The sequence below is a fragment of the Enterobacter cloacae complex sp. 370H10 genome, from assembly GCF_050031535.1.
In the GTDB taxonomy this organism is placed as follows: Bacteria; Pseudomonadota; Gammaproteobacteria; order Enterobacterales; family Enterobacteriaceae; genus Enterobacter; species Enterobacter intestinihominis.
This window is the reverse complement of record NZ_JBLGWG010000001.1, coordinates 3795333-3820932: the sequence shown is the minus strand read 5'-3', so window position 1 is coordinate 3820932 and position 25600 is coordinate 3795333. Positions and strand designations below refer to the sequence as shown.

Annotated in this window: 18 protein-coding genes and 3 tRNA genes; 15 read left to right on the top strand and 6 right to left on the bottom strand. The window is 56.5% G+C overall.

Translation table 11 applies throughout. The features are described from left to right. The first annotated feature begins 80 nt into the window (after positions 1-80). The 12 genes from rppH (at position 81) to recD (ending at position 18443) form a co-directional block, all read left to right on the top strand. Positions 81-611 carry an RNA pyrophosphohydrolase gene (rppH, locus tag ACQG2Q_RS18760; RefSeq protein WP_032622373.1) on the top strand — a complete coding sequence of 177 codons (531 nt, stop codon included), beginning with the start codon at positions 81-83 and terminating at the stop codon, positions 609-611. Between the two features lie 12 nt (positions 612-623). Then, positions 624-2870 carry a phosphoenolpyruvate--protein phosphotransferase gene (gene ptsP, locus ACQG2Q_RS18755; RefSeq protein ID WP_426759256.1) on the top strand — a complete coding sequence of 749 codons (2247 nt, stop codon included), beginning with the start codon at positions 624-626 and terminating at the stop codon, positions 2868-2870. Between the two features lie 228 nt (positions 2871-3098). Then, a complete protein-coding gene (gene lgt, locus ACQG2Q_RS18750) occupies positions 3099-3974 on the top strand; it encodes a prolipoprotein diacylglyceryl transferase (RefSeq protein WP_022649236.1) in 876 nt (291 codons plus the stop codon). Between the two features lie 6 nt (positions 3975-3980). Next, the gene (thyA, locus tag ACQG2Q_RS18745) at positions 3981-4775 is read left to right on the top strand and encodes a thymidylate synthase (protein ID WP_006811817.1); all 795 of its coding nucleotides are present in this window, start codon (positions 3981-3983) and stop codon (positions 4773-4775) included. Positions 4776-4959: 184 nt separating this feature from the next. Continuing rightward, positions 4960-5424 carry a prepilin peptidase-dependent protein gene (locus ACQG2Q_RS18740; protein WP_032626041.1) on the top strand — a complete coding sequence of 155 codons (465 nt, stop codon included), beginning with the start codon at positions 4960-4962 and terminating at the stop codon, positions 5422-5424. After that, entirely contained in the window at positions 5415-5975 is a 561-nt protein-coding gene (locus ACQG2Q_RS18735) for a prepilin peptidase-dependent protein (RefSeq protein ID WP_048965687.1), read from the top strand. The genes ACQG2Q_RS18740 and ACQG2Q_RS18735 overlap by 10 nt, the downstream gene beginning before the upstream one ends. Beyond that, the gene (locus tag ACQG2Q_RS18730; RefSeq protein WP_032626037.1) at positions 5972-6370 is read left to right on the top strand and encodes a DUF2509 family protein; all 399 of its coding nucleotides are present in this window, start codon (positions 5972-5974) and stop codon (positions 6368-6370) included. The genes ACQG2Q_RS18735 and ACQG2Q_RS18730 overlap by 4 nt, the downstream gene beginning before the upstream one ends. Then, entirely contained in the window at positions 6355-6678 is a 324-nt protein-coding gene (locus ACQG2Q_RS18725; RefSeq protein ID WP_023298509.1) for a prepilin-type N-terminal cleavage/methylation domain-containing protein, read from the top strand. The genes ACQG2Q_RS18730 and ACQG2Q_RS18725 overlap by 16 nt, the downstream gene beginning before the upstream one ends. A gap of 12 nt (positions 6679-6690) precedes the next feature. Further along, positions 6691-10065, top strand: a complete 3375-nt coding sequence (recC, locus tag ACQG2Q_RS18720; protein ID WP_063849462.1) for an exodeoxyribonuclease V subunit gamma — start codon at positions 6691-6693, stop codon at positions 10063-10065. A gap of 139 nt (positions 10066-10204) precedes the next feature. Beyond that, positions 10205-13087: a pitrilysin gene (gene ptrA, locus ACQG2Q_RS18715; RefSeq protein ID WP_063849461.1), complete on the top strand. Its 2883-nt coding sequence runs from the start codon at positions 10205-10207 to the stop codon at positions 13085-13087. After that, positions 13084-16626: an exodeoxyribonuclease V subunit beta gene (recB, locus tag ACQG2Q_RS18710; protein WP_063849460.1), complete on the top strand. Its 3543-nt coding sequence runs from the start codon at positions 13084-13086 to the stop codon at positions 16624-16626. Before ptrA ends, recB begins: the two co-directional genes overlap by 4 nt. Then, positions 16623-18443, top strand: a complete 1821-nt coding sequence (gene recD, locus ACQG2Q_RS18705; RefSeq protein WP_058646258.1) for an exodeoxyribonuclease V subunit alpha — start codon at positions 16623-16625, stop codon at positions 18441-18443. Before recB ends, recD begins: the two co-directional genes overlap by 4 nt. Before the next feature lie 33 nt (positions 18444-18476). Here the strand turns inward: recD and argA are convergent, their stop codons facing one another. Beyond that, positions 18477-19808 carry an amino-acid N-acetyltransferase gene (argA, locus tag ACQG2Q_RS18700; protein WP_022649227.1) on the bottom strand — a complete coding sequence of 444 codons (1332 nt, stop codon included), beginning with the start codon at positions 19806-19808 and terminating at the stop codon, positions 18477-18479. A 227-nt stretch (positions 19809-20035) separates the two neighbouring features. Here argA and amiC point away from each other — a divergent pair, with 227 nt between their 5' ends. Beyond that, positions 20036-21289 carry an N-acetylmuramoyl-L-alanine amidase AmiC gene (gene amiC, locus ACQG2Q_RS18695; RefSeq protein WP_022649226.1) on the top strand — a complete coding sequence of 418 codons (1254 nt, stop codon included), beginning with the start codon at positions 20036-20038 and terminating at the stop codon, positions 21287-21289. 89 nt (positions 21290-21378) lie between these two features. Here the strand turns inward: amiC and ACQG2Q_RS18690 are convergent. The 3 genes from ACQG2Q_RS18690 to ACQG2Q_RS18680 form a co-directional block, all read right to left on the bottom strand. Next, positions 21379-21455 (bottom strand) — tRNA-Met (locus tag ACQG2Q_RS18690). Between the two features lie 44 nt (positions 21456-21499). Then, a tRNA-Met gene (locus tag ACQG2Q_RS18685) sits at positions 21500-21576 on the bottom strand. A 44-nt stretch (positions 21577-21620) separates the two neighbouring features. After that, positions 21621-21697 (bottom strand) — tRNA-Met (locus ACQG2Q_RS18680). Positions 21698-21905: 208 nt separating this feature from the next. Here ACQG2Q_RS18680 and mltA point away from each other — a divergent pair. After that, positions 21906-23003, top strand: coding sequence for a murein transglycosylase A (mltA, locus tag ACQG2Q_RS18675; protein WP_022649225.1), 1098 nt, complete (start codon positions 21906-21908; stop codon positions 23001-23003). Between the two features lie 75 nt (positions 23004-23078). Continuing rightward, a complete protein-coding gene (tcdA, locus tag ACQG2Q_RS18670) occupies positions 23079-23885 on the top strand; it encodes a tRNA cyclic N6-threonylcarbamoyladenosine(37) synthase TcdA (RefSeq protein ID WP_006811804.1) in 807 nt (268 codons plus the stop codon). Here tcdA and csdE read toward each other — a convergent pair. Together csdE and csdA are read right to left on the bottom strand one after the other, a co-directional pair. After that, positions 23876-24322 carry a cysteine desulfurase sulfur acceptor subunit CsdE gene (gene csdE / locus ACQG2Q_RS18665; protein WP_023298505.1) on the bottom strand — a complete coding sequence of 149 codons (447 nt, stop codon included), beginning with the start codon at positions 24320-24322 and terminating at the stop codon, positions 23876-23878. The genes tcdA and csdE overlap by 10 nt on opposite strands. Next, positions 24322-25527, bottom strand: a complete 1206-nt coding sequence (gene csdA / locus ACQG2Q_RS18660; protein ID WP_063849459.1) for a cysteine desulfurase CsdA — start codon at positions 25525-25527, stop codon at positions 24322-24324. The genes csdE and csdA overlap by 1 nt, the downstream gene beginning before the upstream one ends. Positions 25528-25600 lie beyond the last annotated feature (73 nt).

Genomic DNA, 25600 nt, shown 5'->3' with positions numbered 1-25600 from the left:
GGCCTGTAAGAGAGTGGTTTACCGCCTCCCTGTAGTGTGAAACAATCATTCATATATCAGATTTAGTTTGGGGTAGTCCGGTGATTGATGACGATGGCTACCGCCCAAACGTAGGAATAGTAATTTGTAATCGTCAGGGCCAGGTGATGTGGGCCCGGCGATATGGTCAGCACTCCTGGCAGTTCCCGCAAGGCGGGATCAATCCTGGAGAGTCCCCAGAACAAGCGATGTACCGGGAGCTGTTTGAAGAGGTTGGTTTAAGCCGAAAAGATGTTCGCATCCTGGCTTCGACCCGCAACTGGTTGCGTTACAAGTTACCGAAACGTTTGGTGCGTTGGGACACAAAGCCGGTTTGTATCGGCCAGAAACAGAAGTGGTTTCTTTTGCAGTTGGTGGGCAACGATTCAGATATCAATATGCAAACCAGCAGCACGCCAGAGTTTGATGGCTGGCGCTGGGTAAGCTACTGGTATCCGGTTCGTCAGGTCGTGTCATTCAAGCGCGATGTATACCGTAGGGTGATGAAAGAGTTCGCAAGTGTCGTGATGCAGCTTCAGGAGACGACTCCGAAGCCACAGAGCGCACCTGCCTGGCGACGTAAAAGAGGTTAAGCTACGCAAATCATGCTCACCCGCTTGCGAGAAATAGTTGAAAAGGTCGCCAGTGCGCCTCGCCTCAACGAGGCGCTGAATATTCTGGTGACGGACATCTGTCTTGCGATGGAAACCGAGGTCTGTTCGGTCTACCTGGCCGACCATGACCGACGTTGCTACTACCTTATGGCAACCCGCGGATTAAAAAAACCACGGGGACGTACCGTCACGCTCGCGTTTGATGAAGGTATTGTTGGCCTGGTCGGGCGACTGGCGGAGCCAATCAACCTTGCCGATGCGCAAAAACACCCCAGCTTCAAATATATCCCTTCCGTCAAAGAAGAGCGTTTCCGCGCGTTTCTTGGCGTACCGATTATTCAGCGCCGCCAGCTGCTTGGCGTGCTTGTTGTTCAGCAGCGCGAGCTGCGCCAGTACGATGAGAGCGAGGAGTCCTTCCTCGTCACGCTGGCAACGCAGATGGCGGCGATCCTCTCTCAGTCCCAACTGACAGCCCTTTTTGGTCAGTATCGTCATACGCGTATTCGCGCGCTTCCGGCCTCGCCGGGGGTCGCTATTGCCGAAGGCTGGATGGATGCCACGCTCCCGCTGATGGAGCAGGTCTACGAAGCCTCTACGCTGGATGAGGCGCTTGAGCGCGAACGGCTCACCGCTGCGCTGGAAGAGGCGGCGAATGAGTTTCGTCGCTACAGCAAACGCTTTGCCGCTGGCGCGCAAAAAGAGACGGCGGCCATTTTCGATCTCTACTCACACCTGCTTTCCGATGCGCGTTTGCGTCGTGAGTTATTTGCCGAGGTCGATAAGGGGTCGGTGGCAGAGTGGGCGGTTAAAAAGGTCATTGAAAAATTTGCCGAGCAGTTTGCGGTACTGACTGACGGCTATCTGAAAGAGCGCGCCGGCGATTTACGCGCGCTTGGGCAACGTCTGCTGTTCCACCTCGATGATACTATTCAGGGGGCGAATGCCTGGCCGAACCGGTTTGTGCTGGTGGCCGATGAACTCTCGGCGACGACGCTGGCGGAATTACCACAGGACAGGCTGGCGGGCGTGGTGGTGCGCGATGGCGCAGCTAACTCTCATGCCGCCATTATGGTGCGTGCGCTCGGTATTCCGACCGTGATGGGGGCGGATATTCAGCCCTCCGTACTGCATCGCCGCACGCTGGTGGTGGACGGATATCGCGGTGAGTTGCTGGTGGATCCTGAGCCGGTTCTTCTTCAGGAGTACCAGCGTCTTATCAGCGAAGAGAATGAATTAAGCAAGCTGGCGGAAGATGACGTCAACCTGCCCGCACAGCTCAAGAGCGGTGAGCGGGTGAAGGTGATGCTCAACGCGGGATTAAGCCCCGAGCATGAAGAGAAGCTCGGCAGCCGCATCGATGGCATTGGTCTCTACCGCACCGAAATACCGTTCATGCTACAAAGCGGCTTCCCGTCAGAAGAGGAGCAGGTTGCGCAGTATCAGGGCATGTTGCAGATGTTTAACGACAAACCCGTCACGTTGCGCACCCTCGACGTCGGCGCGGATAAGCAACTGCCCTATATGCCCATCAGTGAAGAGAATCCCTGCCTCGGCTGGCGTGGGATCCGCATTACCCTCGATCAGCCGGAAATTTTCCTTATCCAGGTTCGTGCGATGCTGTGTGCCAACGCGGCCACGGGGAATCTCAGCATTTTGCTGCCGATGGTCACCAGTATTGACGAGATCGACGAAGCGCGGCGGTTGATTGAGCGTGCAGGGCGCGAAGTGGAAGAGATGATCGGCTACGCGATCCCTAAACCCCGTATTGGCGTGATGCTGGAAGTGCCTTCGATGGTCTTTATGTTACCGCAGCTGGCAACCCGCGTTGATTTTATCTCCGTTGGCACCAACGACTTAACGCAATACATTCTGGCGGTCGATCGCAACAATACCCGCGTGGCCAGTATCTACGACAGCCTGCATCCGGCGATGCTTCGTGCCCTGGCGATGATCGCCCGCGAAGCCGAGCAGCATAATATCGACCTGCGCCTGTGCGGTGAAATGGCCGGCGATCCGATGTGCGTGGCGATCCTGATTGGCCTCGGTTTCCGTCACCTGTCAATGAACGGACGTTCCGTTGCGCGTGTGAAATACCTGTTACGTCACATCGAACAAGATGAGGCGCATGAGCTGGCCGCGCGTAGCCTGGAAGCACAGCTGGCAGCCGAAGTGCGCCATCAGGTGGCGGCGTTTATGGAGCGACGCGGCATGGGCGGTTTGATCCGCGGCGGCCGCTGATCCCCACAAAATAATGACTGCTCGGACGACCCCCTCTCCCTTGAGGAAGAGGAATGGGGTGAGGGGGAACAGCGCGCATAAAACCCTATACACATCTTTTACATCTCAGGCGCATCCTCCGCGCCTGCCTTATGCTATGATTCGCAACTTTGGAGCACCTGCCAACGGCGGGAATGCAATTCAGCCGCTGTCCACTTTCAGCGGAATAACAACATCTTGTGGTGACAGATGAACAGTGGTTATCTGCATTTTCCGGAATTCGATCCGGTTATTTTCTCAATAGGACCTGTAGCGCTTCACTGGTACGGACTGATGTACCTGGTGGGCTTCGTCTTTGCCATGTGGCTTGCTGGTCGTCGCGCCAGTCGTCCGGGCAGCGGCTGGACGAAGAACGAAGTGGAAAACCTGCTTTATGCTGGCTTTCTTGGCGTATTCCTGGGCGGGCGCATCGGCTATGTCCTGTTCTACAACTTCCCGGTATTCCTGAACGACCCGCTCTATCTGTTCCGCGTCTGGGACGGCGGCATGTCCTTCCACGGCGGACTGATTGGTGTGATCCTCGTGATGGTGATCTTCGCCAAACGCACCAAACGTAACTTCTTCCAGGTGGCTGATTTTATTGCGCCATTAATCCCGTTTGGGCTGGGTGCAGGGCGTCTGGGCAACTTCATCAACGGTGAACTCTGGGGGCGTGTCGATCCGAGCGTGCCGTTTACCATGCTGTTCCCGGGCTCCCGCGCAGAGGATATCGCGCTGCTGCCTTCGCATCCTGAGTGGCAGTCCATTTTCGATACCTACGGCGTTCTGCCGCGTCATATGTCTCAGCTTTATGAGCTGGCGCTGGAAGGTGTGGTGCTGTTTATCATCCTGAATCTGTATATCCGCAAACCGCGCCCAATGGGGGCAGTATCTGGTCTGTTCCTGATTGGCTACGGCGCGTTTCGTATCATCGTCGAGTTCTTCCGCCAGCCGGATGCACAGTTTACCGGCGAGTGGGTACAGTACATCAGCATGGGGCAGATCCTCTCCATTCCGATGATTGTCGCGGGTGCCATTATGATGATTTGGGCGTATCGTCGTCGTCCACAGCAACAACTTTCCTGAGGAATCATGAAACAGTATCTTGAATTGATGAAAAAAGTGCTCGACGAGGGCACGCCGAAAAACGACCGCACCGGCACCGGTACGCTCTCCATTTTTGGCCACCAGATGCGCTTCAATCTGCAAGAAGGCTTCCCTCTGGTGACGACGAAGCGCTGCCATCTGCGCTCGATCATTCATGAACTGCTCTGGTTCCTGCAAGGCGATACCAACGTTGCTTATCTGCATGAAAACAATGTCTCCATCTGGGACGAGTGGGCAGATGAGAACGGCGACCTGGGGCCGGTTTACGGCAAGCAATGGCGCGCGTGGCCTACCCCGGACGGCCGCCATATCGACCAGATCACGACCGTCATGAACCAGCTGAAAAATGACCCGGACTCGCGCCGTATCATTGTTTCTGCCTGGAACGTGGGTGAACTGGATAAAATGGCGCTGGCGCCTTGCCACGCGTTTTTCCAGTTCTACGTGGCGGACGGCAAACTCTCCTGCCAGCTGTATCAACGCTCCTGCGACGTGTTCCTCGGCCTGCCGTTTAACATCGCCAGCTACGCGCTGTTAGTGCACATGATGGCGCAGCAGTGCGATCTTGAAGTGGGCGATTTTGTCTGGACGGGCGGTGATACCCACCTCTACAGCAATCATATGGAACAGACGCATCTCCAGCTGACGCGCGAACCGCGTGCATTGCCGAAGCTTGTGATCAAACGCAAACCGGACTCGATCTTCGATTACCGTTTTGATGACTTCGAGATTGAAGGCTACGACCCGCATCCTGGCATCAAAGCCCCTGTCGCCATCTGATACGGCGAATCCTGACACAACCGGTGCTCTTTAGCGCCGGTTTTTTTTCGCGCTCGTTTTGTTCTTCGAGCCTGTTTCCAGAGACGATGTAACGCGTTGCAACGGGTGAAAATCTCCGGAAAGCGGCTCGTAATGTTCTGGTTTAACGCTCGCGCCTTTTCTGCCATTCCGCCACACTTCCGCCATGAAAAACGAACATGGCTTTACGCTTATCGAAACCCTTTTCGCCATCTCGCTGGTTGTGATCCTCAGCGCGACGGGTCTTTATGGCTGGGACAGCTGGCAACAGCGGCAGCGGCTCTGGCAGACAGCCTGTCAGGTGCGGGATTACCTGGCGTTCTTACGAAACGACGCAAATCGTCACAACAGCGAGCACAGGATCGCGCTTCACGCTGACGGGAATCAGGCCTGCCTTGTCAGCGCTGTGGTCCCGGGCTGCGACAGCGGCGACCCGTTCGTGATGAAACCGTTATGGCCGGAGGTCACGCTGAGCGACGTAACGCCTGCGCTGGGATTTTACGGCTTAAGGGATACCGCATGGGCCGGACATATTCGCGTGCAGAGCCGCGCCGGTGCGTGGTGGGTTATTGTCTCAAATGGCGGACGTATCAGGCTGTGTAATGCCGCAGGAGAAAGTCTATGCCAGTAAAACAAAAAGGGTTTTCCCTGCTGGAGGTCCTGATTGCGATGACGATAAGCAGTATTCTGTTACTCAGCACGTCACGTTTTTTACCGGGGCTACAGCGGGGTGTTTTACTGCAATCCGGGCAACGGGAGCTGGAAGATGAGGTGTGGCAACGCCTGCTTGCGATGGGTAAACAGCTCCAGCGAGCAGGATACTGTGCAGGGCATTGTCAGGGGCAAGGGTTAATTATCGGCAGGCAAGGGCGATGTGCAATTGTGCAATGGGATGCAAACAGCAACGGCCAGTGGGATAGCACCGCGTCAGAAAATGACAGCACGGGATTCCGGCTTGAGTCCGGAACGCTTGAAACGCTGCGGGGCGCGACATCCTGTGAAGGTAAGGGATGGGATAAGCTCACTGACCCGGATCGGGTCCTGATAGAGCAGTTTATGGTCACTAAAACCGATCGTGCTGGTTTTGCACCGGTAATCAATGTCGAGCTGCGTGCCCGCCGCAAAGGTGAACTGACTGCACCCTTTTCGGCTCGCCACACCGTAACGGGGTTTAATCTGTGAATCGTCAGCGGGGCATGTCATCGCTGGCGCTGGTCCTGCTATTGCTGGTGCTCGGCACGCTGATCCTCACCGGATTAAACCAGCAGTTGCAAACCTTTAGTACGTTGGTGAATGGCGAGAGTTTGTCTGTTCGCCAGCAGGCTGCCTTGCAATCTGCACTGGAGTGGGGACGCGTTCAGGACTGGGCTTTACAGCCAGAGGTTCAGTGCAAGCAGACACAAGGTCTGCGGGTCTGTGTAAGGCTGTTTGAGGAGCGTGTTTTGCTTATTGCCGGAAATGACGATCTGTTGCTATGGCGAGGCGGGGATATCGCGGAAGGACAAATACGCTTTTCTGCCCACGGCTGGAGCGACTTCTGCCCCCTTAAGGAAAGTGCGCTATGTCAGTTACCCTGAGCAGACAAAAAGGATTTAGCATGGTTGAGGTTTTGCTGGCAATGATGTTGCTGGTTGTAGTTGTGACGGCGTTATCCGGATATCATCGCGCGCTGGCAGCCCGGTATGCGGCGCTTAGCCAGTATCGTCAGCTATGGCATCATGCGTGGAATCAGTCGCAGATCTCAACATTAACGCTCCCGCCGGGCTGGCAGGTCAGTCGGGGGCAGACAACACAGTCCGGATGTGTCAGCATCACGGTCACACTTATTTCTCCTCTGGGGCGGCAGGGCGCGTTGACGCGTCTGCATTGCCCGGTTAGCCGCTAGTCGGGAGCGTTTATGCTAAGGGTTTACCACTCAAATCGTCTGGATGTGCTGGAAGCACTGATGGAATATATCGTTGAGCAAGAGCGTCTTGACGATCCTTTTGAGCCAGAAATGGTGCTGGTGCAGAGCACCGGTATGGCGCAGTGGCTACAAATGTCCCTTTCACAGAAGTTTGGCATTGCGGCGAATATCGATTTTCCGCTGCCCGCGAGCTTTATCTGGGAGATGTTTGTACGCGTCCTGCCGGATATTCCTGAGCAGAGTGCCTTCAACAAACAAAGCATGGCCTGGAAACTGATGACGCTGCTGCCGGACATGCTGGCGCATGATGAGTTCGCCATGCTGCGCCACTATCTGAATGACGACACCGACAAGCGCAAACTTTTTCAGCTGGCCTCACGCACTGCTGACCTCTATGACCAGTATCTGGTTTACCGCGCAGAATGGCTGATTCGCTGGGAAGCGGGAGAATTAGTCGATGGGTTACCGGAAGCGCAAATCTGGCAGGCGCCGCTCTGGAAAGCGCTGGTCGAGCATACCGGGCAGCTCGGTCAGCCTAAATGGCACCGTGCTAACTTGTACGATCGCTTTATCTCAACACTTGAGAACACCGCAGAACGGCCAGCCCGTTTGCCGTCACGCGTGTTCATTTGCGGTATCTCCGCGCTGCCGCCTGTCTACCTGAACGCGCTAAAAGCGCTCGGTAAGCACATTGATATCCATATCCTCTTTACCAACCCATGTCGGCACTATTGGGGAGATATTCAGGATCCGCGCTGGCTTTCACGGCTGGTCACCCGCCAGCGTAAACGCCTCTTTGAGGAACGCGCCGTGCCGCTGTTTAAAGACACTGAAAACGCGGCGCAGCTTTTCGATGAAGAGGGGATTCAGAACCTGCCGAACCCGCTACTTGCCTCGTGGGGCAAGCTGGGGCGCGACTATATTTATCTGCTTTCAGATATCACCTCCTCGGGAGAGGGGGACGTGGACGCGTTTGCGGATATTACGCCGGACAGCCTGCTGCACAATATTCAGCTTGATATTCTGGATTTAGAAAACCGTGCCGTGGCCGGGATCACTGCCGAGGAGTTTGCGCGAAGCGATAAGAAGCGAAAACTGGATCCTGACGATCGCAGTATCGCGATCCACGTTTGCCACAGCCCACAGCGTGAAGTTGAAATTCTTCATGACCGCCTGTTGGCCATGTTGCAGGACGACCCAACCCTGACACCCCGCGATATCGTGGTGATGGTGGCGGATATCGACAGCTACAGCCCGTTTATTCAGGCTGTATTTGGCAGCGCAACGGGCGACCGCTATCTTCCCTACGCGATCTCTGACCGCCGTGCTCGTCAGTCACACCCGGCGCTACAGGCCTTTATCAGCCTGCTTTCGCTGCCTGATAGCCGGTTTATCTCTGAGGATGTGCTGGCATTACTGGATGTGCCTGTTCTGGCCGCACGCTTCAGCATTAACGAAGAGGGCTTGCGCTACCTGCGCCAGTGGGTCAACGAATCCGGCGTCCGCTGGGGAATCGACGATGATAACGTCCAGGAGTTTGAGCTGCCCGCGACTGGCCAGCATACCTGGCAGTTTGGCCTGACGCGTATGCTGCTGGGGTATGCGATGGAGAGCATCCACGGCGAATGGAATGGCGTGCTGCCGTACGATGAGTCCAGTGGGTTAATTGCGGAACTGGTTGGTCACTTAGCCTCGCTGCTGATGCAGCTCAACCGCTGGCGCCGTGCATTGATGCAGCCCCGTCCACTCGAAGAGTGGCTGCCGATTTGCCGCGAAATGCTAAATGACTTCTTCCTGCCGGACAGCGAAACGGAAGCCGCCATGGCGCTTATCGAGAAGCAGTGGCAGGCCATCGTTGATGAGGGGGTTAATTCGCACTATCACGAGGCGGTTCCCCTTTCGCTTCTGCGTGATGAGCTGACGCAACGTCTCGATCAGGAGCGCATCAGCCAGCGCTTCCTTGCTGGGCCGGTGAATATCTGCACCCTGATGCCGATGCGTTCAATCCCGTTCAAAGTAGTCTGTCTGCTTGGCATGAACGACGGTATTTATCCACGTGCGCTGCCACCCCTGGGCTTTGATCTCATGAGCGCACAGCCGAAGCGGGGCGACCGCAGCCGCCGCGATGATGACCGTTATCTCTTCCTTGAGGCGCTGATGTCTGCGCAAAGCAGGCTTTATATCAGCTATATCGGCCGTTCAATTCAGGACAACAGCGAGCGTTTCCCGTCCGTGCTGGTGCAGGAGCTGGTGGACTACATCGGGCAGAGTCACTATCTGCCGGGCGATGAGGCCTGTAACTGCGACGAAAGCGAACGTCGGGTGAAAGCGCATATTACCTGTCACCATAGCCGTATGCCGTTTGATCCTGTCAATTACGTTCCTGATGAACTGCAAAGCTACGCCCGCGAGTGGCTTCCCGCTGCGAAGAACGCGGGCACACCGCAAACCGATTTCATTCAGGCGCTCGAACCGCGCGCCATAGACACCCTTACGTTTGAGCAGCTGCAGCGCTTTTGGGCCCATCCGGTTCGGGCTTTTTTCCAGCAACGCTTGCAGGTGAACTTCCGCTCGGAAGAGAGCGAAATCCCTGATGCGGAACCGTTTATTCTTGATGGACTGGAGCGTTTTAAGCTTAATTCCCAGCTTTTGAATGCGCTGGTTGACGAAGAAGACGCCAGTAAACTGTTCCGACGTTACAGGGCGTCGGGATTACTGCCGTATGGTGCGTTCGGCGAAATCGTCTGGGATGCCCAGTGTGAGGAGATGCAAGCGCTTGCTGACCGGGTTATCGCGTGTCGGCAACCGGCGAGCAGCATTGAAATTGATCTCGATTGTAACGGTATGCACCTCAGCGGCTGGCTCACGCACGTGCAGTCTGACGGGCTGCTACGCTGGCGCCCATCTATGATCAGCGTTTCACATGGCCTGCAACTCTGGCTCGAACATCTTGTCTACAGTGCGAGTGGTCACGAAGGCGAAAGCCGGTTGTTTGTACGTAAGGACGGCGAGTGGCGCTTCCCGCCGATGGAGCCTGAGCAGGCGTTGACGTATCTGTCGCTTTATATTGAAGGTTATCGTCAGGGCATGAACAAGCCTCTGCTTTTGCTGCCTGAAAGTGGGGGGGCATGGATAAAAGCCTGTTACGACGCGCAGAATGATGCCATGTTAACGGATGAGGCTTCGCTCCAGAAAGCGCGCAGCAAGTTTTTGCAGGCCTACGAAGGGAACATGATGGTACGTGGCGAGGGCGACGATGTCTGGTATCAACGTTTATGGCGAACGCTGGAGCCAGAATATTTCGACATTATCACGGAAGAGGCGCAACGCTACCTGTTACCGTTGTTCAAATTTAAGCAGTCCTGAGTGCTGTATAAAAATTGCACAGCACGGGGTGTTCATTTATGATGCACCTCTTATCACGGACTGATGTACCCAAAGAAAGAGATGCTGGCGTGTCCAGCACGCACGTTGTTAATGATGTAGCCGTGATAAAGAGGTCGTAATGCCAGGCAGCACCTTGTTCAAAGCGTTTGTTTTGTTTATCGCCCTTTGGGCTCCCGTCACTCAGGCCGATTCCGGTTGGCAACCTGTCCAGGAAACAATCCGTAAGAGCGATAAGGACACCCGTCAGTATCAGGCGATTCGTCTTGATAACGGGATGACCGTGCTGCTGGTTTCCGATCCTCAGGCGGTTAAATCGCTCTCCGCACTGGTTGTGCCGGTCGGATCGCTGGAAGATCCTGACGCCCATCCGGGACTGGCGCACTACCTTGAGCACATGACGCTGATGGGGTCTAAAAAATACCCACAGCCTGACAGCCTGTCCGAATTTCTGAAAATGCATGGCGGCAGCCACAACGCCAGCACTGCGCCGTATCGTACCGCGTTTTACCTGGAAGTGGAAAATGATGCGCTTGACGGGGCGGTGGACCGTCTGGCGGATGCCATAGCCGCACCGCTGCTGGATAAAAAATATGCTGACCGGGAACGCAACGCCGTAAACGCCGAACTGACGATGGCGCGCACGCGAGACGGTATGCGCATGGCGCAGGTTAGCGCTGAAACCATCAATCCGGCGCACCCGGGTTCGCGCTTCTCAGGCGGCAACCTTGAAACGCTGAGCGACAAGCCGGGTAGCCCGGTGCTCGATGCGCTGCATGCGTTTCGTGAAAAATACTATTCCGCCAATCTGATGAAAGCGGTTATCTACAGCAATAAACCGTTGCCGACGCTGGCAAACATGGCTGCGCAGACCTATGGCAGGGTGCCAAATAAAAATATCGATCTGCCGCAGATTAACGTGCCGGTTGTCACGGACGCGCAAAAAGGCATTGTTATTCACTATGTGCCGGCCTTGCCGCGCAAGGTGTTACGCGTTGAATTCCGTATTGATAACAACACGGCGCAGTTCCGCAGCAAAACCGACGAGCTGGTGACTTATCTTATCGGTAACCGCAGCCCGGGTACGCTCTCCGACTGGCTGCAAAAGCAGGGGCTGGTGGAAGGTATTCGCGCTGACTCCGATCCCGTAGTAAACGGGAATAGCGGCGTGCTGGCCATCTCCGCGACGCTGACCGATAAAGGGCTGGCTCACCGTGACGACGTCGTTGCGGCCATTTTCAGTTATCTCTCTCTGCTGCGCGACAAAGGCGTCGATAAACGCTACTTCGACGAGCTGGCGCACGTGCTGGATCTCGATTTCCGCTATCCCTCTATTACGCGTGATATGGACTACGTCGAGTGGCTGGCAGATACCATGATCCGCGTGCCGGTGGAACATACGCTGGATGCGGTAAATATTGCCGATCAGTATGACGCCGGGGCGCTCAAAGCGCGTCTGGCGATGATGACTCCGCAGAATGCCCGCGTCTGGTATATCAGCCCGAACGAACCGCATAACAAAATGGCCTACTTCGTTGATGCCCCGTATCAGGTTGAAAAAATCAGCGAACAGACCTTCGCGGGCTGGCAGAAAAAGGCGGGGGAAATTGCGCTGAAGTTACCGGAGCTTAACCCCTACATCCCGGACGATTTCTCGCTGATCAAACCCGCAAAGGCCTATCCGCATCCGGAGCTGATTGTTGATGAGCCGACGCTGCGCGTGGTCTACACCCCAAGCCGCTATTTCGGCGACGAGCCAAAAGCGGATGTCAGCGTAGTGCTGCGTAATCCTAAAGCAATGGACAGCGCCAGAAACCAGGTGCTGTTTGCGCTTAACGATTATCTGGCCGGTATTGCCCTCGATCAGCTCAGCAACCAGGCTGCCGTTGGCGGTATCAGTTTCTCCACCAATGCCAATAACGGTCTGATGGTGAATGCCAACGGCTATACCCAGCGTTTGCCGCAGCTGTTCCAGGCGCTGCTGGACGGTTATTTCAGCTATACGCCTACGGAAGAACAGCTCGAGCAGGCTAAGTCCTGGTATGCCCAGATGATGGATTCTGCCGAGAAGGGTAAAGCCTACGATCAGGCGATTATGCCAGCACAGATGTTGTCCCAAATTCCTTATTTCCAGCGCGAAGATCGCCGCGCGTTATTGCCCTCAGTCACCTTAAAAGAGGTGCTGGCTTACCGTGATTCGCTGAAAACCAATACCCGTCCGGAGTTCCTGGTTGTAGGGAACATGAGCGAAGATCAGGCTAAAACGCTGGCACAAAACGTGCGTGCGCAACTGGGTTCAAAAGGCGATGAGTGGTGCCGTAACCAGGATGTGCTGGTAGAGAAAAAGCAGAATGCGATCTTCGAAAAAGCGGGAAGCAGCACGGATTCCGCGCTGGCCGCGGTGTTTGTCCCTGTCGGATATGACGAATTTACCAGCTCTGCCCAGAGTGCGGTGCTCGGTCAAATTATTCAGCCGTGGTTTTACAACCAGGTGCGCACCGAAGAGCAGCTGGGTTATGCGGTATTCGCTTTCTCGATGAATGTGGGCCGTCAGTGGGGGTTGGGCTTCCTTCTGCAAAGCAGCGACAAACAACCTGCTTACCTGTGGCAACGTTATCAGGCATTCTTCCCGCAGGCGGAAGCAAAACTGCGCGCCATGAAGCCGGAAGAGTTTGCCCAGATCCAGCAGGCGGTTATCGCCCAGGTGATGCAACCGCCGCAGACGCTGGGTGAAGAGGCCTCGCAGCTGAGCAAAGATTTTGATCGCGGTAATATGAAATTTGATTCGCGTGATAAAATAGTGGCCGAAATAAAACAGCTGACGCCACAAAAAGTTGCCGATTTCTTCCATCAGGCGGTAGTTAAACCGCAGGGTATGGCCATCCTGTCTCAGGTTTCTGGCAGCCAGAACGGGAAAACGGACTACGTAAAATCAAAAGAGTGGACCGTCTGGAAGAGCGTCAGCGCGCTGCAACAAACTATGCCCTGGAGTAAGAAAGAATGACCCATACCGCTGAGCCGCTTGATCCCCTAAGTTTACCTCTACAGGGTGAGCGACTGATTGAGGCCTCAGCGGGAACGGGAAAAACCTATACCATCGCCGCGCTCTATCTGCGTCTGCTGTTGGGGCTCGGCGGCAACGCCGCTTTTTCGCGCCCGTTAAGCGTGGAAGAGCTGCTGGTGGTAACCTTCACCGAAGCGGCCACTGCCGAGCTGCGTGGCCGTATTCGCAGCAACATTCATGAGCTGCGCATCGCCTGTCTGCGTCAGACGACGGATAACCCCCTCTATGCGAGCCTGCTGGACGAGATTGCGGATAAGCAACAGGCTGCGCAATGGCTGCTGCTGGCCGAACGGCAAATGGATGAAGCGTCCGTCTTCACCATTCACGGTTTTTGTCAGCGCATGCTGAGCCTGAATGCGTTTGAATCCGGCATGCTCTTTGAGCAGCAGCTTATTGAAGATGAATCCGAGCTTCGCTATCAGGCCTGTGCGGATTTCTGGCGTCGTCACTGTTATCCGTTGCAGCGCGACATTGCTGAAGCGGTTCACGCCCTGTGGAAAGGTCCGGAAGAGCTTCTTCGCGCCATCGACCGTTACCTGCAAGGCGAAGCGCCGGTCATTAAATCTCCTCCGCCTGCCGATGAAACGCTGGCCTCGCGCCATGAAAAGATCGTCGCCAAAATTACCGCGCTTAAGCAGAAGTGGAATGAGTCGGTTGGTGAAATTGATGCAATCATCGAAAACTCAGGCATTGACAGACGCAAGTTCAACCGTGGGAACCAGGGGAAGTGGATCGAAAAGATCAGCGCCTGGGCCCAGGAGGAGACGCGGGGCTACCAGCTTCCGGACGCACTGGAAAAATTTTCGCAGCGCTTTTTGACCGAGCGAACCAAAGCCGACGGCATTGTGCCTGAGCATCCCCTGTTTGTGGCGATTGAAGCGCTGCTTGCGGAGCCATTAACGCTCAATGATCTGATGATCACCCGCGCCATGACGGAGATCCGCCAGGCCGTCGCGCGCGAAAAACGTCGCCGGGGCGAGCTGGGGTTTGATGACATGCTGAGCCGCCTGGACGAAGCCCTGTCCAGCGAGAATGGTGAAGCGCTCGCCAGCGCGATCCGTACCCGTTTTCCGGTGGCGATGATTGACGAATTTCAGGACACCGACCCCCAGCAGTACCGCATTTTTCGCCGCATCTGGCGACAGCAGCCCGACACTGCCCTGCTGCTGATAGGCGACCCTAAACAGGCCATTTACGCCTTCCGTGGGGCAGATATCTTCACCTATATGAAAGCCCGTAGTGAGGTTGTCGCGCATTACACGTTAGACACCAACTGGCGTTCCGCTCCGGGGATGGTTGAGAGCGTCAATGCGCTGTTCAGCCGTATGGAGACGGCGTTCATGTTCAATGAAATCCCTTTCCTGCCGGTGAAATCCGCCCCAAAAAACGCATCCCTGCGCTTCGAAGTCAGTGGCGCGGAGCAGCCCGCCATGACCTTCTGGCTGCTTGAAGGGGAAGGCTATGGCGTTGCTGACTATCAGGCGGCGATGGCCCAGCACTGCGCCGCGCAAATCCGTGACTGGCTGAGCGCAGGCAACCGCGGCGAGGCGCTGCTGTGGAAGGGGGAACAGGCAAATCCTGTTAAAGCCTCTGATATTACCGTGCTGGTGCGCAGTCGTCAGGAAGCGGCGTTAATCCGCGATGCGCTAACGTTGCTGGATATTCCGTCAGTGTATCTCTCTAACCGCGACAGCGTGTTCGACACGCTGGAAGCCCAGGAAATGCTCTGGTTGCTTCAGGCGGTGTTGGCGCCGGAGCGCGAAAATACGCTTCGAAGCGCGCTGGCCAGTTCTATGCTGGGGTTGAACGCACGGGATATTGATGAACTCAACCATGACGAAAACGCATGGGATGCGGTGGTAGAAGAGTTTGTCCATTACCGTGAACGCTGGCAAAAGCGCGGCGTCATGGCGATGCTGCGCGAGCTGATGACACGGCGTCAGATTGCCGAAAATATGCTGGCGACATCCGGCGGTGAAAGGCGTCTGACCGATATTTTACACATCAGCGAACTGTTACAGGAAGCGGGTACCCAGCTTGAAAGTGAACATGCCCTTGTGCGTTGGCTGGCGCAGCAAATCGCGGATCCAAACAGTAACTCTTCAAGCCAGCAGATGCGTCTTGAGAGCGATAAGCATCTGGTGCAAATCGTCACCATTCACAAATCCAAAGGTCTCGAATATCCGCTGGTCTGGCTGCCTTTCATCGCGAACTACCGGGTTCAGGATCAGGCCTTTTACCATGACCGCGAGACTTTCGATGCGGTGCTCGATCTCAGCAAGGCGGAGACCAGCGTTGAACTGGCAGAAGCGGAGCGTCTGGCGGAGGATTTGCGCCTGCTTTACGTGGCGCTGACCCGTTCTGTCTGGCATTGCAGCCTGGGCGTCGCCCCGGTTTTCCGCCGTCGCGGGGAGAAAACAGGGGAAAGCGATTTCCATTTAAGCGCGTTAGGGCGGCTTATTCAGCGTGGCGAGCCGAAAGATGCGGCGGGGTTGCGCCTCTGCATTGAGTCGCTCTGCGGTGACGATATCGCACTGCATATCCCGTCTCTGCCAGACAATAGCCGCTGGCAAATGGCGCAAGAGCCCGCGACCGACCTTAATGCGCGCCAGATCACGCGGGTGCTTGCCGACGACTGGCGCGTCACCAGCTATTCTGGCCTGCAACAGCACGGGCAAAGTATTGCGCTGGATCTCATGCCGAAGCTGGACGTGGATGCCGCAGGGGTGGGTGATATTCCGGTTGAACCGACGTTAACTCCGCATCAGTTCCCACGCGGCGCGTCGCCGGGCACCTTTTTGCACAGCCTCTTTGAAGAGCTTGATTTTACTCAGCCTGTCAGTGAGGAGTGGGTGCTGAAGATGTTACAGAGCGGGGGCTATGACGCGCACTGGCAGCCCGTTCTCACTGACTGGATCAACGCCATTTTGCAGGCGCCGCTGACTGAGCAGGGCTTCGCTCTTCGTCAGCTAACGGCCAGAAATAAACAGGTTGAGATGGAGTTTTATCTGCCTGTCGCAGGCCCGCTTAAGGCCGACGCGCTCGATGCGCTTATCCGTCAGTACGATCCGCTCTCAGCCGGTTGCCCGCCGCTGAACTTCCGTCAAGTGCAGGGCATGCTGAAAGGCTTTATCGACCTGGTCTTCCGTCACGAAGGACGGTACTACCTGCTGGATTACAAATCGAACTGGCTGGGCGAGAACAGCGAAGCCTATACCCAGCAGGCGATGGCGGCAGCCATGCAAATGCATCGCTACGATCTGCAATATCAGCTCTACACGCTAGCGCTGCACCGCTATTTGCGCCACCGTATTGCGGATTACCGCTACGACGATCATTTTGGTGGCGTCATCTACCTCTTCTTGCGCGGGGTCGACGCTGCCGATCCGCGCTCCGGGATCTTCAGCACCCGTCCGGATGCGGAATTGATTAATAAAATGGATAACCTGTTTGCAGCAAACACGGAGGAGATGGCATGACGATGCAGGACTTATTGCTGGAAGCGGTAGAGCAACGCGTGCTGCGTCAGCTGGATGTGCAGTTTGCCATGATGATTGCCGCTGACCAGCCCGCCGTGATGCTTGCCGCTGCCCTATTGAGTAAAGACGCCGGAGAGGGGCATGTGTGTCTGCCGCTCTCGCGTCTGGTTGTTGACGAGAAAATGCCGCCTGTCCTCCAGTCCTGCTTTGCGCTGCTGGGGGAGAGGGTGGACTGGCAGAAAATTTTGCGCGAATCGTCGGCCGTCGGGCCGGGAGAAAACCAGGCGCCGCTGATCCTGACGGGGGAGCGCTTATATCTGAACCGTCTGTGGCGAAACGAACTGACGGTAGCGCGTTTCTTTAGTGAGACCAACGCGCCGCTTCCCTGCGACGAAGCGCAGCTTCGCCAGACACTGGACAGGCTGTTTGACTCCGGTGAGCCTACAGACTGGCAGAAAGTGGCGGCGGCCGTCGCCCTGACGCGGCGGATTTCGGTGATTTCAGGTGGCCCGGGGACCGGGAAAACCACGACCGTCGCAAAGCTGCTGGCAGCCCTGATCCAGCTATCAGGCGAGCAGCGATGTCGTATTCGTCTGGCGGCGCCCACCGGGAAAGCAGCGGCGCGACTGACCGAATCACTGGGCGGTGCGATGCAACAGCTGCCGCTCACTCAGGAGCAGCTTGCGCTTTTCCCGGGTGAAGCGAGTACCCTGCACCGTCTGCTCGGCGCGCAGCCGGGTAGCCAGCGGCTGCGCTACCATGCGGGTAATCCGCTGCATCTGGACGTGCTGGTGGTGGATGAAGCCTCCATGATTGACCTGACCATGATGTCGCGCCTGATCGATGCTCTGCCGCCGCATGCGCGCGTGGTTTTCCTGGGCGATCGCGACCAGCTCGCCTCCGTGGAAGCCGGGGCGGTACTGGGGGATATCTGTACCTACGCCAGCTACGGTTATACCGCCGCGCGGGCGCAGGAGCTTGCCCGCCTGACCGGCTGCTCGCTTGAACCCGATCACTCGCCGGTCGCAGGCGCACTGCGTGACAGCCTGTGCCTGCTGCAAAAAAGCTACCGTTTCGGTAGCGACTCCGGCATCGGCCAGCTGGCTGCGGCGGTCAACCGTGGCGATCGGCATGCCACGCGCACGGTGTTTGACGGCTCTTTCACTGACATTGAAAAGAAATCGCTGCAAAGCGGGGAAGAGTATCAGGCTATGCTTGAGGAGGCTCTCCATGGATACCAGCGTTTTCTGAGCTGCGTGCAGCAGCGCAGTCAGCCCGGGCAGGTCATTGCCGCATTTGGCGAATACCAGCTTCTGTGCGCATTGCGGGAAGGGCCGTTCGGCGTTGCGGGCCTGAACGACAGGCTGGAGCAGCTGCTCGTGCAGAAACGCAAAATTAACCGTCAGCAGCATTCGCGATGGTATGAAGGCCGGCCAGTGATGATCTCCCGCAACGACAGTACGCTGGGGCTGTTCAACGGGGATATCGGTATTGCGCTCGATCGCGGTAACGGTTTGCGCGTCTGGTTCCAGCTACCGGACGGCAGCGTGAAGTCCGTCCAGCCCAGCCGTCTGCCAGAGCATGAAACGGCATGGGCGATGACGGTACACAAGTCTCAGGGCTCAGAGTTCAACCATGCGGCGCTGATCCTGCCGACACAGCTTTCGCCGGTCGTAACCCGTGAGTTGGTCTACACCGCCGTTACCCGTGCGCGCCAGCGTCTTTCGCTGTATGCGGATGAACGCGTGCTGGGACAGGCGATTGCCACTCGCACCGAGCGCAGAAGCGGATTAAGCGCGATTTTTGAATCTGTCTGAGTAATCACCCTCTCCGACAGGAGAGGGTGATTGTCATCCCAGGTCCGCCATTAACACCTTCGAGCGGCGCTGGTAGTTGTACATCTCTTTCTTACTTTCCGGCAGAGAATCAATATCCACCGGCGTGAAGCCGCGCTCCTGGAACCAGTGAATGCTGCGCGTGGTGAGCACGAACAGCTTGCTCAGACCCATCTGGCGCGCCTGTGCCGCCACGCGTTCAAGCAGCAGTTCCCCCCGCGAGGAGCTACGGTAATCCGGGTGCACGGCAACGCACGCCATTTCGCCAATCTGCTCTTCCGGGAACGGATAAAGCGCCGCACAGGCAATGGTCAGGTTATCTCGCTGGATGATGGTGAACTTGTCGATCTCCATCTCCAGCTGCTCGCGGGAGCGGCGAACCAGAATGCCCTGTTGTTCCAGCGGACGGATCAGCTCCAGAATGCCGCCGATGTCATTGATGGTGGCACGGCGGATCTGCTCGGCGCTCTCCATTACGATCTGCGTACCGATCCCGTCCCGGGAGAACAGTTCCTGCAACAGCGCGCCGTCTTCCTGATAGCTGATCAGGTGGCTGCGGCGTACCCCGCTGCGGCACGCTTTGACGGCGCCGCGCAGAAAACGCACGGTACCGGAATAGTAATCGCCTTGTGCTTCCAGCGCTTCGACGCGCGCCTGGGCTTCATTCGGAAAAAGTTCTGGCACAATCACGCCCTCATCGTTCACGACACCCTGTGAGGAGCAAAAGCCGATCATTTTTTCCGCTTTCAGCTTGATGGCCAGCTGGGTGGCAATCTCTTCCGAGGTCAGATTAAAACTTTCACCCGTTACGGAAACGGCAACGGGTCCCATCAGGACGATCGCGCCATTGTCTAACTGGCGGTGAATGGCTTCTTCATCAATGCGCCGGATGCGGCCGCTGTGGCAGTAATCCACGCCATCGTCCACGCCGAGCGGCTGAGCGATGATAAAGTTGCCGCTCACCACGTTGATGTGCGCGCCCTGCAGCGGCGTATTACTCAGGCTCATCGACAGGCGGGCGGTGATATCGAGCTGCAACAGACCCGCCGCCTGTTTGACCAGTTCGAGGGTTTTCGCATCCGTCACGCGGGTATGTTTGTGGTAGATCGGCTCATGGTGATGGGCGGCCAGGTTGGCTTCGATTTGCGGACGTGCGCCATACACCACCACCAGACGGATGCCGAGGCTGTGCAGCAGGCCGATATCATTGACGATACTGGAAAAGTTCTCATGCTCAATGGCTTCACCGCCAAGCATGATGACAAAGGTTTTGCCCCGATGGGTGTTGATATAGGGAACAGAATGGCGGAATCCCTGGACCAGTTCGGTTCTGCGTTCCTTAACCATGACACAACTCTTAATGAATGTTTATTCGTTATTTATGTATTTTTATTCGATTATGGCCGCGTGTGCAAGCCAAAATTTTCTGCGACACACAGAAAATAATAAGTAATCCGTGCGTTAACGTATGATTGTTTACCCTTTTATAGATGACAGTTTATGCGTCATTCGTTAAAGTTTTCGGTCAATTTGGGCGTTTTGTTCATCAATCAGATTTCTTGCTCGGGAGAAGCATGTCGGGATCCAATTCAGCAATAAGCCGCCGCCGCCTGTTAAAAGGGGCCGGGGCGATGTGGTTGCTTAGCGTCAGCCAGGTGGGTCTTGCCGCCACAAGCCAGGTAGTCGCGGTGCGCGTCTGGCCGTCGTCGACCTATACGCGCGTGACGGTCGAGTCCAACCGCGTGCTGAAATACAAACAATTTGCCCTCAGCAATCCTGAACGTGTGGTGGTTGATCTCGAAGGTGTGAATCTCAACTCCGTGCTTAAAGGCATGGCGGCGCAGATCCGTGGCGACGATCCTTTTATCAAATCGGCGCGTGTCGGGCAGTTCGATCCGCAAACCGTGCGCATGGTGTTTGAGCTGAAGCAGAACGTGAAACCGCAGCTCTTTGCCCTTGCGCCTGTTGCCGCCTTTAAGGAGCGCCTGGTAATGGATCTCTATCCGGCGAATGCAACGGATATTCAGGATCCGCTCCTGGCGTTACTTGAAGATTACAACAAAGGCGATCTCCAGCGGCAGGTCCCACCTGCGCAAAGTGGTCCTAAGCCGGGCAGGGCGGGGCGCGATCGTCCGATTGTGATCATGCTCGATCCTGGCCACGGCGGAGAAGATTCCGGCGCCGTTGGGAAATATCACACCCGTGAAAAAGATGTGGTGCTGCAAATTGCCCGTCGTCTGAAGGCGTTAATCGACAAAGAGGGCAATATGCGCGCCTACATGACGCGCAACGAAGATGTCTTTATCCCGCTGAAGGTCCGCGTGGCGAAAGCGCAGAAGCAGCGCGCGGATCTGTTTGTCTCTATTCATGCGGACGCCTTCACCAGCCGCCAGCCGAGCGGATCGTCGGTGTTTGCCCTGTCAACGAAAGGGGCGACCAGTACCGCCGCGAGATACCTGGCGGACACGCAGAACGCCTCGGATTTAATCGGTGGCGTGAGCAAAAGCGGGGATCGTTACGTCGACCATACGCTGTTTGATATGGTGCAGTCGCTGACCATTACCGACAGTCTGAAGTTTGGTAAAGCGGTGCTGGGCAAACTGGGCCGGGTCAACAAGCTGCACAAAAACAGCGTCGAGCAGGCCGGATTTGCGGTACTGAAAGCGCCAGATATTCCGTCCATTCTGGTCGAAACCGCGTTTATCAGTAACGTGCAAGAGGAACGCAAGCTCAAGACGGCTAAATTCCAGCAGGAAGTGGCGGAGTCGATTCTGGCGGGTATTCGGGCCTATTTCTCAGACGGGGAAACGCTGGCGCGGCGGGGATAGGGTATTACGCCGGGTATCTCGCCCGGCACTTTCACAAACGGCAGATACAAAAAAACACCCTTAAGGGTGTTTATTGTTTTAAGAAGTGTTGGTTGCGGGGGCCGGATTTGAACCGACGACCTTCGGGTTATGAGCCCGACGAGCTACCAGGCTGCTCCACCCCGCGTCCGTCTTTCTACACTTGTAGAAACTTACTTCTTCAAATTTGATTGGTTGCGGGGGCCGGATTTGAACCGACGACCTTCGGGTTATGAGCCCGACGAGCTACCAGGCTGCTCCACCCCGCGTCCGTCTTTCTACAGTCGTAGAAGATACTTCATCAAATTTTAATTGGTTGCGGGGGCCGGATTTGAACCGACGACCTTCGGGTTATGAGCCCGACGAGCTACCAGGCTGCTCCACCCCGCGTCCGTGGAAGCGCACTATACTCGGATAGGTTTGTGATGCAACCCCTTTTTCGCATAATTCATTATTTTGTATGCAAAATGAACGGGAATAGCCACTTTGGACTATTTTTTGTCCAGAATTTGCCAAAGGGAAGGCGATCGCATTTCATTACCACGATGGGTTTGTTATCTTCATCACGCGGAATTGGGCAACTAAAAGACGAGAAATAATGAAAGGACGTTGGGTGAAGTATCTGATGACAGGCGCAATGGTAGCGATTCTTGCGGCCTGCTCTTCCAAACCGACCGATCGCGGTCAACAGTATAAAGACGGGAAGTTATCCCAGCCTTTCTCTTTAGTTAACCAGCCAGATGCCGTGGGTGCTCCAATCAATGCCGGGGATTTCTCCGAGCAGGTGTACCAGATCCGCAAAGCGTCGCCGCGCCTGTATGGCTCACAGAACAACGTTTATAGTGCAGTGCAGGACTGGCTGCGTGCTGGCGGTGATACGCGCAATATGCGCCAGTTTGGTATTGACGCGTGGCAGATGGAAGGGGCGGATAACTACGGTAACGTTCAGTTTACCGGCTACTACACCCCGGTTGTCCAGGCACGACACACGCGTCAGGGCGAATTCCAGTATCCGATTTACCGCATGCCGCCAAAACGCGGTCGTCTCCCGTCCCGCGCTGAAATCTATGCCGGTGCGCTTAGCGAAAATTACGTGCTGGCCTACAGCAACTCGCTGATGGATAACTTCATCATGGACGTGCAGGGCAGCGGCTATATTGATTTTGGCGACGGCTCGCCGCTGAACTTCTTTAGCTATGCCGGGAAAAACGGCCATGCCTATCGCAGCATCGGTAAGGTGCTCATCGACCGTGGTGAAGTGAAACGAGAAGATATGTCGATGCAGGCGATCCGCGAGTGGGGCGAAAAACACAGCGAAGCGGAAGTGCGTGAGCTGCTTGAGCAGAATCCATCGTTTGTCTTCTTCAAACCGCAGAACTTTGCGCCGGTGAAAGGGGCGAGCGCCGTCCCGCTGATTGGCCGCGCTTCTGTGGCATCGGATCGTTCGATTATCCCGGCGGGTACCACGCTGCTGGCGGAAGTTCCTCTCCTCGACAACAACGGCAAATTCAACGGCAAGTATGAATTACGCCTGATGGTGGCGCTGGACGTGGGCGGGGCGATTAAAGGTCAGCACTTCGACATTTATCAGGGCATCGGCCCGGATGCCGGCCACCGTGCAGGCTGGTATAACCACTACGGGCGCGTGTGGGTGCTGAAGACAGCGCCGGGTACCGGGAACGTATTTAGCGGCTGAGTGTGGTATTCTGAGCGCAAGACGGATTACGGTTCAGGGTGAGGAATAACTCACCCTTTTTACATCTGAGGTTTTATGTCTGTGGTAATCAGCGATGCCTGGCGCCAGCGTTTCGGCGGCACGGCACGGTTATACGGTGAAAAAGCTCTGCAACTGTTCGCGGATGCGCATGTCTGCGTGGTGGGCATTGGTGGCGTGGGTTCGTGGGCGGCAGAAGCGCTGGCGAGAACCGGCATTGGCGCAATTACGTTGATTGATATGGATGACGTCTGCGTCACTAACACTAACCGTCAGATCCACGCCCTGCGTGATAACGTCGGTCTGGCGAAGTCCGAGGTGATGGCGGAGCGTATTCGTCTCATCAACCCGGAGTGCCGCGTAACGGTGATTGACGACTTTGTGACGGCAGATAACGTCGCGGAGTACATGAGCAAAGGCTACAGCTATGTGATTGACGCCATCGACAGCGTGAGGCCAAAAGCGGCGCTGATCGCTTACTGTCGTCGTTACAAGGTGCCGCTGGTGACAACGGGCGGCGCGGGTGGACAAATTGATCCGACGCAGATCCAGGTGGCAGATCTGGCGAAAACCATTCAGGATCCACTGGCTGCTAAGCTGCGCGAGCGCTTAAAAAGCGACTTCAACGTGGTGAAGAACAGTAAAGGCAAGCTGGGCGTGGACTGTGTGTTCTCGACAGAAGCGCTGGTTTATCCGCAGGCGGATGGTTCGGTCTGTGCAATGAAAAGCACAGCGGAAGGGCCAAAGCGGATGGATTGTGCCTCAGGGTTTGGAGCGGCCACCATGGTGACCGCCTCCTTCGGCTTTGTGGCGGTCTCTCACGCCCTGAAGAAGATGATGGCGAAGGCGGAACGTCAGGCCTGAGCCTGACGGGCGGCATCCAGCACCGCGTCGTTTAGCGCAATCAGTCCCTGACCGCGCGAGGCGCTAAGCTGCGTGCGAAGTCCCAGCTCATCAAACAGCGCCAGCGGAGAATGCACCAGCAGCTCTGCGGCGCTTTTCCCTTCGATTGCGGTCAACAGCACCGCCAGCAGACCGCGAACAATGCGTCCCTCGCTGTCGCCGAAGAAATGCAGTTTCTCACCGGATATGCTAAACCCAAGCCAGACGCGGTTCTCGCAGCCAGCTATCTCCTTCGCCTGCGATTTCAGTTCGTCTGACAGCGTGGGCAACTGTTTGCCCAGCAGGATCAACTGACGATATTTATCTTCCCACTGCGTGAGCGGGACGAAGGTCTGTTTTAACGTCTCTTCAGTGATAACGGTGCCGAACGGATGCCCGGCTAAGGCTGAACTTGTCATTAATCCACCAGTAATTCCAGGGCGCGGTCGACGGCGGAAACCAGCGCGTCGACGTCACTTTTTGTGTTGTACGGTGCAAACGAGGCGCGCAGGGTACCGCTCACCCCCATGGCCGCCAGCAGCGGCTGGGCGCAGTGCTGTCCTGCGCGCAGGGCAATGCCGTATCCGGCAAGCAGCGTCACCATGTCGCTATGGTGTACACCCGCAAAATCAAAGGCGAGCAGGCTGGAGTCCTGGACGCGGAACGAGCGAAACCCGGGGCGTTTCTTAAGCTCTTCTTCTGCCAGCGTCGCCAGGCCCCGGCTCCAGCTTTCAGCCTGAGCCACGTCCGTATCTGCGAGAAATTCGAGCGCTGCGCTCAGACCGATAACCCCTGCCACGTTCGGCGTACCGGCTTCCAGGCGGTAAGGCACATCCTGCGTTTTGAAACCGTCGAAGGTGACTTCGGTAATCATCTTGCCGCCGCCGAGCCACGGCGTCATCCGGGCCAGCAGTTCAGGTTTGCCGTACAGCGCGCCGATACCGGTTGGCCCGTACAATTTATGCCCTGAGAAGGCATAGAAGTCGATATCCAGCGCCTGAACGTCAGCCGGAAAATGCACCACACCCTGCGCACCGTCGACCATTACCACCACGCCGCTGGCATGGGCAATCTCAATGGCGCGCGCCAGATCCGGACAGCCGCCGGTGACGTTGGACATCTGCCCCAGCGCCAGAATACGGCTGCGCGGCGTAATCAGCTCAGGCAGACGCGCCACGTCAGGCAGGAAGTCTGTACCCAACGGGAGTTTTACAACCCGTGCCCCGGTTTGTTCGGCCACCATCAGCCAGGGCACCAGGTTGGCGTGGTGTTCCGCCTCGCTGACGATCATCTCATCCCCGGGCTGCAACAGCGGACGCGCGTAACATTGCGCCACCATGTTAATGGCCTCGGTAGTGCCCCGCGTCCAGACGATGTTCTTACCGCTGTCAGCATTGATCAGGCGCGCGACCTGATCCCGTGCGGCTTCGTATTGCGCCGTTAAGCGCTGCGCGTCGGCATACTGGCTGCGATGCACGTTCCCGGCACTCAGGCTGTAAAACTGGCGGGTTGCCTCAATCACCGCTTGCGGCTTAAGGGCCGTGGCGGCGCTATCAAGATAAATGCCGGCATCGGCCAGCGCAGGAAACTGTGCGCGAAACTGCGCAGGACTGAAAGCGTTCATGGAATTCCTCATATCGATTCTACGATCGTCGCGCAAATTTATCGGCAGGGCAAGGAAGTTGATATCTATCAGA